The organism is Tolumonas auensis DSM 9187 (assembly GCF_000023065.1).
Taxonomy (GTDB): Bacteria; Pseudomonadota; Gammaproteobacteria; order Enterobacterales; family Aeromonadaceae; genus Tolumonas; species Tolumonas auensis.
On record NC_012691.1, the window covers coordinates 615,842 to 629,027 of the forward strand.

General features: G+C 52.2%; 12 protein-coding genes and 1 tRNA gene. 8 read left to right on the forward strand and 5 right to left on the reverse strand.

The window, feature by feature from the left end; genetic code table 11:
• Positions 1 to 7: 7 nt before the first annotated feature.
• Positions 8 to 93, reverse strand: a tRNA-Leu gene (locus tag TOLA_RS02825).
• 199 nt (positions 94 to 292) lie between these two features.
• On the opposite strand from TOLA_RS02825, the gene TOLA_RS02830 reads away from it, so the two are divergent.
• Positions 293 to 814, forward strand: coding sequence for an RDD family protein (locus TOLA_RS02830; RefSeq protein WP_012728776.1), 522 nt, complete (start codon positions 293 to 295; stop codon positions 812 to 814).
• A gap of 42 nt (positions 815 to 856) precedes the next feature.
• Here the strand turns inward: TOLA_RS02830 and lptG are convergent, their stop codons facing one another.
• Both lptG and lptF read right to left on the reverse strand, forming a co-directional pair.
• Positions 857 to 1,927 (reverse strand): LPS export ABC transporter permease LptG, encoded by a 1,071-nt coding sequence (gene lptG, locus TOLA_RS02835; RefSeq protein WP_012728777.1) that lies wholly within the window; start codon positions 1,925 to 1,927, stop codon positions 857 to 859.
• Positions 1,927 to 3,030 carry an LPS export ABC transporter permease LptF gene (gene lptF, locus TOLA_RS02840; protein ID WP_012728778.1) on the reverse strand — a complete coding sequence of 368 codons (1,104 nt, stop codon included), beginning with the start codon at positions 3,028 to 3,030 and terminating at the stop codon, positions 1,927 to 1,929. Before lptF ends, lptG begins: the two co-directional genes overlap by 1 nt.
• A gap of 165 nt (positions 3,031 to 3,195) precedes the next feature.
• Between lptF and pepA the strand changes: the two genes are divergently transcribed.
• Genes pepA through TOLA_RS02855 form a run of 3 tightly spaced genes read left to right on the forward strand, consistent with a single transcriptional unit; the run spans position 3,196 to position 8,061 of the window.
• Positions 3,196 to 4,698, forward strand: coding sequence for a leucyl aminopeptidase (gene pepA, locus TOLA_RS02845; RefSeq protein WP_012728779.1), 1,503 nt, complete (start codon positions 3,196 to 3,198; stop codon positions 4,696 to 4,698).
• A 30-nt stretch (positions 4,699 to 4,728) separates the two neighbouring features.
• Positions 4,729 to 5,190 carry a DNA polymerase III subunit chi gene (locus TOLA_RS02850; protein ID WP_041609454.1) on the forward strand — a complete coding sequence of 154 codons (462 nt, stop codon included), beginning with the start codon at positions 4,729 to 4,731 and terminating at the stop codon, positions 5,188 to 5,190.
• Between the two features lie 18 nt (positions 5,191 to 5,208).
• The gene (locus TOLA_RS02855; protein WP_012728781.1) at positions 5,209 to 8,061 is read left to right on the forward strand and encodes a valine--tRNA ligase; all 2,853 of its coding nucleotides are present in this window, start codon (positions 5,209 to 5,211) and stop codon (positions 8,059 to 8,061) included.
• A gap of 45 nt (positions 8,062 to 8,106) precedes the next feature.
• On the opposite strand, the gene TOLA_RS02860 is transcribed toward TOLA_RS02855, so the two are convergent.
• Positions 8,107 to 9,000 carry a LysR family transcriptional regulator gene (locus TOLA_RS02860; protein WP_012728782.1) on the reverse strand — a complete coding sequence of 298 codons (894 nt, stop codon included), beginning with the start codon at positions 8,998 to 9,000 and terminating at the stop codon, positions 8,107 to 8,109.
• Between the two features lie 117 nt (positions 9,001 to 9,117).
• Here TOLA_RS02860 and TOLA_RS02865 point away from each other — a divergent pair, with 117 nt between their 5' ends.
• From TOLA_RS02865 to TOLA_RS02880, 4 genes are all read left to right on the forward strand, one after another.
• Entirely contained in the window at positions 9,118 to 9,660 is a 543-nt protein-coding gene (locus TOLA_RS02865) for a cytochrome b (RefSeq protein ID WP_012728783.1), read from the forward strand.
• A gap of 2 nt (positions 9,661 to 9,662) precedes the next feature.
• Positions 9,663 to 10,220, forward strand: coding sequence for a YceI family protein (locus tag TOLA_RS02870; protein WP_041609642.1), 558 nt, complete (start codon positions 9,663 to 9,665; stop codon positions 10,218 to 10,220).
• 31 nt (positions 10,221 to 10,251) lie between these two features.
• The gene (locus TOLA_RS02875) at positions 10,252 to 10,830 is read left to right on the forward strand and encodes a YceI family protein (protein WP_012728785.1); all 579 of its coding nucleotides are present in this window, start codon (positions 10,252 to 10,254) and stop codon (positions 10,828 to 10,830) included.
• A gap of 102 nt (positions 10,831 to 10,932) precedes the next feature.
• The gene (locus TOLA_RS02880) at positions 10,933 to 11,655 is read left to right on the forward strand and encodes a pirin family protein (RefSeq protein ID WP_012728786.1); all 723 of its coding nucleotides are present in this window, start codon (positions 10,933 to 10,935) and stop codon (positions 11,653 to 11,655) included.
• Between the two features lie 67 nt (positions 11,656 to 11,722).
• Here the strand turns inward: TOLA_RS02880 and TOLA_RS02885 are convergent, their stop codons facing one another.
• The gene (locus tag TOLA_RS02885) at positions 11,723 to 13,186 is read right to left on the reverse strand and encodes an aminoacyl-histidine dipeptidase (protein ID WP_012728787.1); all 1,464 of its coding nucleotides are present in this window, start codon (positions 13,184 to 13,186) and stop codon (positions 11,723 to 11,725) included.

Below are 13,186 nucleotides of genomic sequence, written 5' to 3' on the forward strand. Positions count from 1 at the left end.
TTTGATTTGGTGCCCAGGGTCGGACTCGAACCGACACAGTTATTCACCGGCGGATTTTGAATCCGCTGCGTCTACCGATTTCGCCACCTGGGCACACAATGCAAGAGTTTAACTTCCTGATAAATCAGTTAGCTTGTCTTACGGGGTCGCATTATACAAAGCTAAGGCGTGAGCGCAAATTGTTTTTCGCGTGATCTGTCTCAGATGCTGAATAAATGCCCGGTTGATGAGTCGCATCTCGCTGTCTGACTCGGTTAGAATGGGTTTCCCTGATTACTGGTATACATGAATTATGAGTAAAACACCCCGTTCCCGCACCCGTCCGGTGTCTGCTAAGCCACTGACTGCCTTTAGTTCGATTCCGCGGGCTGGTTTTCGTCGCCGGTTAGGTGCCTGGGCTATTGATACCTTGCTGGTGATCCCGTTACTGACTCTTGCGGGTTATCTGGCGTATGGTTTGAGCTATTTGCTGGTTATCAGCGGATTATTGTCATTAGAGGAAGGTGTCACCGCGAGTAACTGGCTGGCGCATCAGTTGTGGTTCAGCCTCTGGCTGGCTGGCGTGTTGTGCAGCTATTTTGTCTGGTTCTGGTGCCGGGAAGGGCAAACGCCGGGGATGCGCCGTTTTGAGATCCGGGTCCAAAATACCGATTCTACGTTGCTGAGCATCGGTCAGGCGCTGGTGCGTCTGGGAACTTCTGCGTTTGGCTTAGGTAATCTGATGGTGATTTTTGATCGCCGCGAGTTTCTGGCATTTCAGGATTACTGGGCTAATTGCGAAGTGGTGGTGACTGCACCGGGTGCGGGGCACTGAGGTTTATCCGGCATCCGTGATTACAGATGCCGGCATTCATTTTCAGGTGCGGCGTTGCAGCATATAAATGGCAACACCCATGAAGATCAGGCTGGGCACGCTGGCCCCAATGACAGGGGGAACGTTATACACCAGGCTGAACGGGCCCAATACCTGATTGGCGACAAAGAAGGCAAAACCCATCATCACCCCGGAAATCAGCCGGGCACCCATACTCACTGAACGTAACGGACCAAAAATAGTGGACGCAGCCAGCAGCAGCATGGCGATGACGCTGACAGGTGCCAGCAGTTTACGCCAGAACTCCAGTTCGTAGTCATCGACCTGTTGTCCGTTACTCTTCATATAGCTGATGTAGTTATATAGCCCTTGTGCAGAGAGCTCATCCGGGGATACCGAGACCACACCTAATTTGTCAGGGGTCAGGTTGGTTTTCCACACCCAATCCGTCAGGTTTTTAAATTTTATCTGCTGTTTATCCTGTAATTGCGTGATCACAATATCTTTCAGGTGCCATGCCTGTTGCTGATAAACGGCCATCGCAGAACGGATAACTTCCTGTAATTCACCGTTCAGATTAAAACGGTACAGGGTGACGCCGCGCAGACTGCCATCACGGAACAGGGTATCAATACTGATAAAATCATGACCTTCTTTAACCCAGATACCATAGGTTGAAGCGGTAATTTTGCCGCCACTGATGGCGCTGGTTTTGATATCGTGCGCTTTCTGTTCGGCTATCGGGGCTACATATTCACCAAGCAGCATGATCAGAAACATCACCGGTATGACTGTTTTCAGCGCAGAAATAACAATTTTCGCCCGGGAAAGACCTGCCGCCTGCAATACCACCAGTTCACTGCTGCTGGCCAGCTGGCCAAGGCCAATCACACCACCCAGTAAGGCCGCCATGGGGAAAAACAGCACGGTGTCGCCCGGTATGGCATAGAGCACCCGTAATATCGCATGGAAGGTGGTGAATGAACCTTCACCAACGTTCTGTAATTGATCCACAAATTTGATCAGTGATGACAGGCCTACCAGCATGACGGTGCACATCAGGATCGCCATTATCACGGTGCGCCCGACATAGCGGTCGAGAATACCAAACATCAGCATTTTTCCTTATGCCAGTAAATACGCAGACGCTGCCACAATCGGGTGCTTTTAATATTCATCGGAACAGCAAACAGCAGCGTGAACAGAACAGGGATGATATACAAACCCGGCATCTCCGGCAGTTGCCCGCGCTCGATGGCTGACTGACCGGCACTCAGCAGCAGGAAGTAACTGAGATAAAGCATGACTGCCGGAAGCAGTTTGGCATATCGCCCCTGACGCGGGTTAACGACTGCCAGAGGCACCGCTATCAGCGTCATTAACGGAATGGAAAGGGGTAATACCACCCGCCATTGCCATTCGGCGATCTGTTTCTTGTCGGTGCTGTTATAGAGCGCCGATGACGGCAGTGCTCTGGCTTTAGGGGTAGAGGGTTCAATATCCTTACGTTGCAGTTGCGCTTTGTATTCCGCAAAGTTGGCAATACTGAACTGGGTTGAAGGTGGCGTGCCTGCATAGCGTTTGCCATTCGCCAGTGTTACCCAGGGCGTTCCCTGTGCATCATTCGTCAGGTGACCGCTGGCCGCAACGATAATGGCGGCTTCTGCCGGATCGGGGCTGCGCTGTAACAGAAAGATTCGTTGCAAACTGCGGCCGGAGTCCTGAACATCCTCCACATAAGCGGTAAGATGTCCGCCATCCAGACTCAGAAAGCGGCCGCTTTCTAACGGGATCGACAAGGGATCTGCTTTCGCGGCGTCTAGCAGCTGGGATTGTTTCTCTCTGGCCATCGGCGCTAACCACATGGTGTTCACGGTAGCGACTACGGTGGTGAGCAATGCCAGCACCAGACTGATGCGCATGATATAGGATGGGCCGACACCAATCGCACGCAGTACGGTCATTTCACTGTCGGCATACAGCCGGCCATGAGCAAACAAAATCGCGATAAACAGGCTGATAGGCAGTAGTAACAATCCCATATAAGGAATGTTAAGCAGCATCATCTGGCCGATCAGTGAAGAGGGTATAGAACCATCGGCCGCTCTTGCCAGGATCCGGATAAATTGCTGACTGGTAAAAATCAGCAGCAGGATCAGCAGGATTGACAGCTGAGTTTTGAGTGTTTCTTTAAATATATAACGGAAAACTATCACGCAGGCCTCGGGAAAACTTGTAATTACTGGCGAATCGCTAAAAAATAGTTGCCTTACTTCCATTTTATGATGTTTTGCGTACCGAACCTGTTCATCCTGAGCAGGTGGGTCGGCCCCTATTATCGACCAATCGGTGGGCTTTGTCTTTAGTTGCAAGGAGTCCTCATGGAATTCGGCGTTAAAAGTGGCAGCCCGGAGAAGCAGCGCAGTGCCTGTATCGTGGTCGGTGTATTCGAACCACGTCGTTTATCTGCCGTAGCTGAACAACTGGATCGCGTCAGTGACGGGTATCTGAGCTCTTTGCTGCGTCGTGGTGATCTGGAGGGTAAAACCGGTCAGATGCTGCTGTTGCATCAGGTTCCCGGGGTGCTGAGTGAGCGTGTACTGCTGGTCGGTTGCGGGAAAGAACGTGAGCTGGATGAGCGTCAGTTCAAACAGATCATTCAGAAAACGATCAGTACATTGAATGAAACCGGATCGATGGAAGCGGTCTGCTTTTTGACAGAATTGCATGTCAAAGGACGGGATGCCTACTGGAAGGTAAGACAAGCGGTCGAAACCGCGCAAAACAGTCTTTATACTTTTGATCAATTCAAGACCAATAAAGCGGAATTACGCCGTCCGTTACGGAAACTGGTCTTTAATGTGGCGACCCGTCGTGAATTGTCGATTGGTGAGAAAGCCATTGCCCATGGTCTGGCGATTTCGAACGGCATGAAAATCTGCCGTGATGTGGCCAATATGCCGCCAAATATCTGTACACCGGCTTATCTGGCATCACAGGCGCGTCGTCTGGCGGACAGCTGCCAGTACATCACCACGAAAGTGATTGGTGAACAGCAGATGGCGGAGCTGGGCATGAATGCTTATCTGGCGGTGGCCAAAGGTTCATCTAATGAAGCCATGATGTCGGTAATGGAGTATAAAGGGCACCCGGATGCCAAGCCGATTGTGCTGGTGGGCAAAGGGCTGACCTTTGACTCGGGTGGTATTTCCATCAAACCTGCTGAAGGCATGGATGAGATGAAATACGACATGGGCGGTGCAGCGTCGGTATTAGGTACCATGACGGCACTGGCGGAACTGAAACCGCCAATCAATGTGATTGGTGTGCTGGCCGGTGCAGAGAACATGCCGGATGGTAAAGCTTACCGGCCCGGTGATATTCTGACCTCCATGTCAGGCCAGACCATTGAAGTGCTGAATACCGATGCGGAAGGGCGTCTGGTATTGTGCGATGTGCTGACTTACGTTGAGCGTTTTGAACCGGAATCGGTGGTGGATATCGCGACCCTGACCGGCGCCTGTGTGATTGCACTGGGCAGCCATGCCAGCGGTCTGATGTCGAATCATAACCCGCTGGCGCATGAGTTGCTGAACGCGTCAGAGTTATCGGGCGACAAAGCCTGGCGTTTGCCGTTGTGGGATGAGTATCAGGAACAGATTGAAAGTCCGTTTGCTGATATGGTAAACACCGGTGGCCGTCCTGCCGGGGCGATTACGGCAGGTGCATTCCTCAGCCGTTTCACCAAAAAATACAACTGGGCACATCTGGATATCGCCGGAACCGCCTGGAAGTCAGGTAAAGAGAAAGGTTCTACCGGTCGTCCGGTACCATTGCTGACGCAGTTTTTATTAAACCGCGCCGGTGTAGAAGTCGAAGACTAACAGGATGGGGCGGTGACGTCCCTTTACTTCATGCCACAGGTCACTTTTTATTTACTGCCGGATGAGGCATCGCCGACACAGATTTGTGATGGCTTAAGCCATGTCGTCGCTGTGTTAGCCTGCCAGCTGACGACAGAACGTTTCCGCCAGAATCAGACGCTGTTTTTGCTGACGCAGACACAAGTGCAGGCGGAGCAGCTAGACGAAATGTTGTGGCAGCAGGATCCGCATAGTTTTGTGCCACACGGCCTGTCAGACGAAGCGACAGTGACTCAGGCTCCTGTCGAGATCGGTACCGGTATGCCTAAACGCAGCCGGCAGGTGCTGATCAATTTAGCTGACGGGATCCCGGCTTTTGCCGGACGTTTTGCTCAGATCATTGATTTCGTCCCTGCTGACGAAATTCAAAAACAACAGGCGCGCGAACGCTACAAGCAGTATCGGGCGCTGGGTTTCACGCTGGAGACGGTGCCTGCACCGCAACTCCCATAATCAGACAGATGAAGACAGATGGAAAAGACGTTTAATCCGAACGCCATTGAACAGGCGATGTACCAGCACTGGGAAAGCCAGGGCTATTTCAAACCGAGTGGCGACAGCAGCAACGGCAATTACTGCATCGTGATCCCGCCGCCAAACGTCACCGGTAGCCTGCACATGGGCCATGCTTTCCAGCAGACCATCATGGATGCCCTGATCCGTTATCAGCGCATGCTGGGTAAAAACACCCTGTGGCAAGTAGGTACTGACCATGCGGGTATCGCAACCCAGATGGTGGTGGAACGTAAGATCGCCGCTGAAGAAGGTAAGACCCGTCACGATTATGGCCGTGAAGCCTTCATCGACAAGATCTGGCAGTGGAAGGAAGAATCCGGCGGCACCATCACCCGTCAGATGCGCCGTCTGGCGGCTTCGGTAGACTGGGATCGTGAAGCGTTCACCATGGACCCGGCTTTGTCACATGCGGTACAGGAAGTGTTCGTACGTCTGTATGAACAGGATCTGATCTATCGCGGCAAGCGTCTGGTGAACTGGGATCCGAAACTGCACACCGCGATCTCTGATCTGGAAGTTGAGAACAAAGAAGTTAAAGGCAACATGTGGCATCTGCGCTATCCGCTGGCGGATGGCGAGAAGACCGCAGAAGGTAAAGATTACCTGATCGTGGCGACCACGCGTCCGGAAACCATGCTGGGTGATACCGCAGTGGCGGTGAATCCGGAAGATCCGCGTTACAAGGCGCTGATTGGCAAGTTTATCGAACTGCCGCTGGTAGGCCGTCGTATTCCTATCGTAGCTGACGAACATGCGGACATGGAAAAAGGTACCGGTTGTGTGAAGATCACCCCGGCGCACGATTTCAATGACCATGAAGTGGGTAAACGTCAGCACCTGCCAATGATCAACATTTTCACGCTGGACGCGCATATCCGTGCCGAAGCAGAAGTGTATGACAGCAAAGGCAATCCAAACGATGCGTATCCTGCTGCCATGCCGGCTGAGTTCGCTGGTCTGGAGCGTTATGCCGCGCGTAAAGCGATTGTGGCTGCGCTGGAAGCGAAAGGTCTGATGGACGAGATCAAGGATCACGTGCTGCAGCAGCCTTACGGCGACCGTGGTGGTGTACCGATCGAACCGATGCTGACCGACCAGTGGTATGTGCGTGCGGATGTGCTGGCGAAACCGGCGATTGAAGCGGTGGAAGATGGCCGTATTCAGTTCGTACCGAAACAGTACGAAAACATGTACTTCTCCTGGATGCGCGATATTCAGGACTGGTGTATCTCCCGTCAGTTGTGGTGGGGTCACCGTATTCCTGCATGGTATGACAACAACGGTAAAGTGTATGTTGGCCGTAATGAAGCAGAAGTACGTGCGAATTACAGTCTGGCTGCTGATGTGGCGCTGCGTCAGGACGAAGACGTGCTGGATACCTGGTTCAGTTCCGCGCTGTGGACGTTCTCCACGCTGGGCTGGCCGGAACAAACGCCTGAGCTGAAAACCTTCCATCCGACCGATGTGCTGGTGACCGGCTTTGACATCATATTCTTCTGGGTTGCGCGCATGATCATGATGACCATGCACTTCGTGAAAAACGAAGACGGCACTCCGCAGGTACCGTTCAAAACTGTGTATGTGACTGGTCTGATCCGTGATGAAGAAGGTCAGAAGATGTCGAAGTCCAAGGGTAACGTACTTGACCCGCTGGATATGATCGACGGTATTTCGCTGCCGGATCTGCTGGAAAAACGCACCGGCAACATGATGCAGCCGCAGCTGGCCGAGAAGATTGGCAAGCGTACCGAGAAGCAGTTCCCGGACGGGATTGAAGCGCATGGTACCGATGCATTGCGCTTTACGCTGGCGGCACTGGCCTCTACCGGTCGTGACATCAACTGGGACATGAAACGTCTGGATGGTTACCGCAACTTCTGTAACAAACTGTGGAACGCCAGCCGTTATGTGCTGATGAACACTGAAGAGCAGGATTGTGGTTTTTCCGGTGGCGAAATGCAGTTCAGTCTGGCGGATCGCTGGATCACCTCTCAGCTGCAACTGACCATCCAGGAACTGCGTCATGCGATGGATACCTATCGCTTCGACCAGGCGGCCGGTGTGCTGTATGAGTTTATCTGGAACCAGTTCTGTGACTGGTATCTGGAGCTGACCAAGCCGGTGCTGTGGCACGGCAGCGAAGCAGAACAGCGCGCGACCCGTCATACACTGGTGACTGTGCTGGAAAGTCTGCTGCGTCTGGCGCATCCGATCATGCCGTTCATGACCGAATCAATCTGGAAATCTGTCGCACCGCTGGCCGGCATCCATGCTGACACACTGATGCTGCAGGCTTACCCGGAATTTGATGCGGCGAAAGTGGATGAAGTGGCACTGGCGGATCAGGAATGGGTGAAACAGTTCATCGTTAGTGTACGTAACATTCGTGCTGAGATGAACGTGGCGCCAAGTGTACCGCTGAATGTATTGCTGAAAGCCGATGCGGCAGACAGCAAACGCGCAGCGGACAACGCAGCGTTCCTGAAGTCACTGGCGAAGCTGGAAACCATCACTGTACTGGCGGCTGGCGACGAAGAGCCGTTATCTGTGAAGAAACTGATCGGTAACACTGAGCTGCTGATCCCGATGGCTGGTCTGATCGACAAAGAAGCTGAGCTGGCACGTCTGGCGAAAGAAGTTGAGAAGCTGGAAAAAGAGTGTGGCCGTATCGAAGGCAAGCTGGGTAACGAAGCGTTTGTTGCCAAGGCACCGGAAGCGGTGATCATCAAAGAGCGTGAGAAGCTGACTGATTATCAGAGCCAGCTGACCAAGCTGAAAGAACAGCAGGAAACCATCAAGTCACTGTAACCGGTGATGCGGTTGATGGTTCGTTGATAAAAAAGCGCTGATAATTCAGCGCTTTTTTTTATCCAGTTGATTAGCCAGAAAATCGAGCAATACCCGGACCCGGTGCGGCACATAGCGGTTACTCGGTAAAATGGCGTAAATGCCTAATTCTGCCGGGGTAAATTCATCCAGTATGGTTTCGACCCGTCCGGATTGCAGGTAATCATTGACGATAAAGTCGGGTTGCAGGGTAAGCCCCAGCCCATTGGCGGCGGCTTCGGTCAGCGCATCCCCGTTATTCGCTTTGATATGAGTTTTGATGTAAAACGTTTCGTGACGTCCGTCGACCATAAAAGTCCAGCTGGAACCCCCCGCTGTCAGAGTATATCCCAGACATGCATGGTTAATGAGTTCAGACGGATGCTGCGGTTTGCCATGTTGTTTCAGGTAATCCGGAGAGGCGACAGCCAGTAGTTTACAGGTACCCAGTTTACGTACGATATCACCGGGTGCCAGTTGTCCGGCGATGCGGATGGCGATATCCATACCCTCTTCGATCAGGTTCATCTGGTGATCATCAAAATCCATCTCCAGATCAATGTCCGGATACAAACCGGAGAATTTCAGTAACAAAGGGGAAAGTGTCTTCAGACCAAAACTGAGCGGCAGGCCAATCCGGATGTTGCCGCGTGGCGTCAGACGCTCTTCCATCACACTGGCTTCGGCTGCTTCCACCAGATCCAGAATTACCCGGCATTTTTCCAGATAAGCACTTCCCGCAGAAGTCAGTGACAGGCGGCGGGTATTCCGCACCATCAGTTTGACACCGAGATGTTCTTCCAGAGCCGCGATCTGACGGGTCACGACGGAACGAGCCAGGTCCATCTGCTCGGCGACGGCGGTAAAACTACCTAATTCAGCAATTCGCACAAATAAGTGCATGGCATCAAGTCGGTTCATTGTTGCTATTCCAGCAATAGATAATTCGAAATTACCCTCTATTTGGCATCAATCTGAAAGGGTATAGTCTTGTTACAAATTAATAACATTCGTTTCAGACGGAACGGGGATGCCACCATGAGTTCACATTACACCAAGACAGCAAAAAGTCTGCACTGGCTAATGGCAATTTTATTTTTTGGCATGTTGGGTCTCGGTTTTTACATGCAGGGGCTGCCGTTATCACCGGAGAAACTGAAGCTCTATTCCTGGCATAAGTGGACAGGTGTCACGGTGTTTCTGCTGGCGTTAATCCGTCTGGCGTGGCGGGTAACGCATCAGCCGCCGGCATTGCCGCAAAGTATGCCACGTCTGATGCAGGTCGCGGCGCATGCCGGTCACCACATGCTTTATATGCTGATGTTTCTGATTCCGCTTTCCGGCTGGCTGATGAGTTCGGCGAAAGGATTTCAGACGGTCTGGTTCGGCATTCTGCCTATCCCGGATTTGTTAGAGAAAAACAAAGAGTTGGGTGACCTGCTGCTAATTGTGCATGTCAGCCTGAATTATCTGTTTATTGCCGTACTGGTCGGCCATATCGGCGCGGCACTGAAACACCATTTTATTGATAAAGATGACATCCTGACCCGGATGTTGCCTGGTTCAGCAAAGGACAAATGATGATGAAGACACTATTTCGTATAAGCGTACTTGCTGCATTGCTGCCACTGGCAACCCAGGCGGCGGAATACACCCAGGTTGATGTTAAACAAAGTGCGATCAATTTCAGCTACCAGCAGATGGGTGTTGCGATGGATGGCAAATTCAACGAGTTCACCAGCACGCTGAAGTTTGATCCGGCGAAACCGGCTGAGGGTAAGGCGGTATTTGATGTGGCGCTGGCCAGCATTGATGCCGGCACCGAAGAAGCCAATGGTGAAGTCGCGGGCAAGGACTGGTTTAACACGGCCGCGTTTCCACAGGCACATTTTGAATCGGGTGCTATCAAGGCACTGGGTGATAACAAATTTGAAGTAAGCGGCAAGCTGACCATTAAAGGTAAAACCATTGATGTAGTGGTGCCGTCCTCTTTTAAAGAAGAGGGTGAAAAGGGCATTTTTGCAGGTAGTTTCACCATCCGTCGCGGTGATTTTGCGATTGGGGAAGGCAGCTGGTCGACCTTTGACATTGTTGCCAATGATATTCAGGTCAAATTCACTATTACTGCAAACCAGCAGTGATTAACCATCTATTCAAATCAGGAGTTACATCATGAATAAATTCGTTAAATTATCTGCTGTGCTGGCACTGGCAACTGCAGTTTCTGCACCGGCGTTTGCGGCCCCGGAAACGTATGTCATTGACGGTTCCCATACCTTCCCGCGTTTCTCTTACAGCCATTTTGGTTTGTCAAAACAGCTGAGCCGTTTTGATAAAACCAGCGGCACCATCGTGCTGGATAAAGAAGCCAAAACCGGTTCGGTGGATATCGTGATTGATACCACTTCCGTGGATACTGGCTTCCCGGTATTTAACGGACACATTCAGGGTGCGGATTTCCTGGATACCACCGCGTTTCCGACCGCCACCTTCAAATCGACCAAAGTGGTATTCAAAGGTGATGCACCAACGGAAGTACAGGGTGATCTGACGATTAAAGGTGTGACCAAACCAGTGACACTGACCGTGACTTCCTTTGTGGCGATGCCGCATCCGATGCTGCAGAAAGATGCCATTGGTGCGAATGCGACCACTGTCATCAAACGTACTGATTTCAATGCCGGCAAATACGCACCGAATGTAGGTGATGACGTCACCATTGATATCGCTGTGGAAGCGATCAAGCAGTAATACCCGACAGCGCGGTTCGCCGGATGTCAGCTCAGTGAGCTGAGTGGTACAAAGGCATCCGGTGCCGCTTTCATCTTAATTACTATTATCGGAGTAATTTATATGTTGGAACTCAGACCGTCAGCACAACGTGGAAATGCAAATTTTGGCTGGTTACAGTCTCAGCATAGCTTTTCCTTCGGTAGTTATTACGACCCGGAACAGCTTGGATTTTCAGATCTGTTAGTGATCAACGAAGATCAGGTGAAGCCGGGAAAAGGCTTTGACACGCACGGGCACCGCGATATGGAGATCTTTTCCTATGTGCTCGAAGGTGCGCTGGAACATAGAGATTCTATGGGAACGGGCTCGGTGATCCGCCCGGGTGATGTACAGATGATGAGTGCCGGTTCCGGTATCCGGCACAGCGAATACAATCATTCCCGCGAAGAATTAGTCCATTTTCTGCAGATCTGGATTGTGCCAAACCGGAAAGGTGTTGAGCCACGTTACCAGCAACAACATTTTTCTGCTGCCGAGAAGCGTGGCAAGTTACGACTGATCATTTCACCCGATGGTGCGGAAGGTTCTTTATCGGTGTATCAGGATGCCCGGGTTTATGCCGGACTGTTGGATGGCGAAGAATCCCAGACTTTCATGTTGCCGGAAAATCGGTACGCCTATGTGCATATTGCCCGGGGTAGTATTGACGTAAACGGCGAACGTTTGTCCGCCGGTGATGGTATCCGCATCCGCCAGGAACAGCAGATCGCATTACAGAATGGGGAGCAGGCCGAAGTGCTGTTGTTTGATTTACGTCCGAATGAACTGGCTTTAGTTCGCTGATCCCTGCCTGAAGATCCATGCCTGAAAAAGATCCTGCGTTGAAGCGCAGGATCATGATGAGCCAATATCAGCGCTGGTGCTGCGGAATCGCGGCCAGTGTTGCGGTCAGTAATTGCCAGAAACGTTCTGTTGATGAAACCGACACCCGCTCATCCGGCGAATGCGCCCCTTTGATGGTCGGGCCGACAGAGACCATATCCAGATCCGGATAAGCCTTTTTGAACAGTCCGCATTCCAGCCCGGCATGGATCACCATGATATTGGCTTGATGACCAAACAGACGCTGATGTTGTTGCCGGACGATCTGCATGACGGAGGAGTCAGGATCCGGTGCCCAGCCGGAATAGTCGCCGGAAAAAACCGCTTCAGCATGACTTAGCGCTGCGATAGCCGCAAAGACTGAACGCAGATGCAAGCGGCCTTCATCGGTCAGTGAACGGACAAACGAAACCGCGCTCAGCTGTTCCCCGTCGATCTTGATCACACCCAGATTGGTTGACGTTTCCACCACACCTTTGATGGCATGACTCATCCGGATGACACCATTGGGGATCGCCGTTAATCCTGCCAGTAACTGATGCTGTGTTGCTGCGGTCAGTACCTGTTCTGCCTGCGGACAGGGTGAGCCGGTGAGTTGTACTGCCGGGTCAATATGCCTGTATTCCTGCTTCAGCCGTTGCGCTTCATCATCACACCACGCCGCAAATTCCGCCCGCTGACTGAGTGGCAGCGCAACCACCGCACTGGCTTCGCGCGGAATCGCATTGCGCAGCGTTCCGCCATTCAGCGCGCTGATTTTTAACGGGAAGTGTTGCTGCAGCCGGAAGAGTGTCCGGCACAATACCTGATTGGCATTGCCGCGATCTTCATGGATATCCAGACCGGAATGGCCGCCCTGTAAGCCGCTGAGCTGCAACTGGTAAGTCTGATAGCCCTCAGGCAGCGCTTCAAAATCAAGCGTGAAATTCAGCCGGGCTTCCAGTCCGCCGGCACAACCCATGTAGATATCGCCGTCCTGTTCGGCATCGGTATTGATCAGTATTTTCCCTTCCAGCCAGTTGGGCTGCAGTGCGAAAGCGCCGCCCATTCCGGCCTCTTCATCAACCGTAAACAAGACCTCCAGCGGGCCATGTTTTACCGTTGGATCAGTCAATACGGCCAGACAGGCAGCGACACCAATACCGTTATCCGCGCCCAGTGTCGTGCCGCGGGCTCTTACCCAGTCACCATCAATATAAGGCAGGATCGGATCGCGGGAGAAATCATGGCCGCTGTCGGCATTGGCTTGCGGCACCATATCCAGATGTGCCTGCAGGATCACCGGCTGGCACGACTCCATGCCTGCTGACGCTGGTTTGCGGATCAGCAGATTACCTTTCTGATCTTTTTTCAGCCTGAGTTTTTCCGCGGTAGCCAGATTGGCAATCCAGTTTCGTAATGCTTCTTCCCGTTTGGAAGGATGCGGGATCTGACAGATCTGCGCGAAGAAATTCCAGAGTCGGGATGGTGGTAATCCGGTCAGCATGGTCAT

Coding starts and splice junctions, on each gene's coding strand:
- TOLA_RS02875 (WP_012728785.1), top strand. CDS start 10,252: ATGAATAAATTCGTTAAATTATCTGCTGTGCTGGCACTGGCAACTGCA.
- TOLA_RS02830 (WP_012728776.1), top strand. CDS start 293: ATGAGTAAAACACCCCGTTCCCGCACCCGTCCGGTGTCTGCTAAGCCA.
- TOLA_RS02870 (WP_041609642.1), top strand. CDS start 9,663: ATGAAGACACTATTTCGTATAAGCGTACTTGCTGCATTGCTGCCACTG.
- TOLA_RS02850 (WP_041609454.1), top strand. CDS start 4,729: ATGCCACAGGTCACTTTTTATTTACTGCCGGATGAGGCATCGCCGACA.
- pepA (WP_012728779.1), top strand. CDS start 3,196: ATGGAATTCGGCGTTAAAAGTGGCAGCCCGGAGAAGCAGCGCAGTGCC.
- TOLA_RS02885 (WP_012728787.1), bottom strand. CDS start 13,186: ATGACCATGCTGACCGGATTACCACCATCCCGACTCTGGAATTTCTTC.
- TOLA_RS02860 (WP_012728782.1), bottom strand. CDS start 9,000: ATGAACCGACTTGATGCCATGCACTTATTTGTGCGAATTGCTGAATTA.
- TOLA_RS02855 (WP_012728781.1), top strand. CDS start 5,209: ATGGAAAAGACGTTTAATCCGAACGCCATTGAACAGGCGATGTACCAG.
- lptG (WP_012728777.1), bottom strand. CDS start 1,927: ATGTTTGGTATTCTCGACCGCTATGTCGGGCGCACCGTGATAATGGCG.
- TOLA_RS02865 (WP_012728783.1), top strand. CDS start 9,118: ATGAGTTCACATTACACCAAGACAGCAAAAAGTCTGCACTGGCTAATG.
- TOLA_RS02880 (WP_012728786.1), top strand. CDS start 10,933: ATGTTGGAACTCAGACCGTCAGCACAACGTGGAAATGCAAATTTTGGC.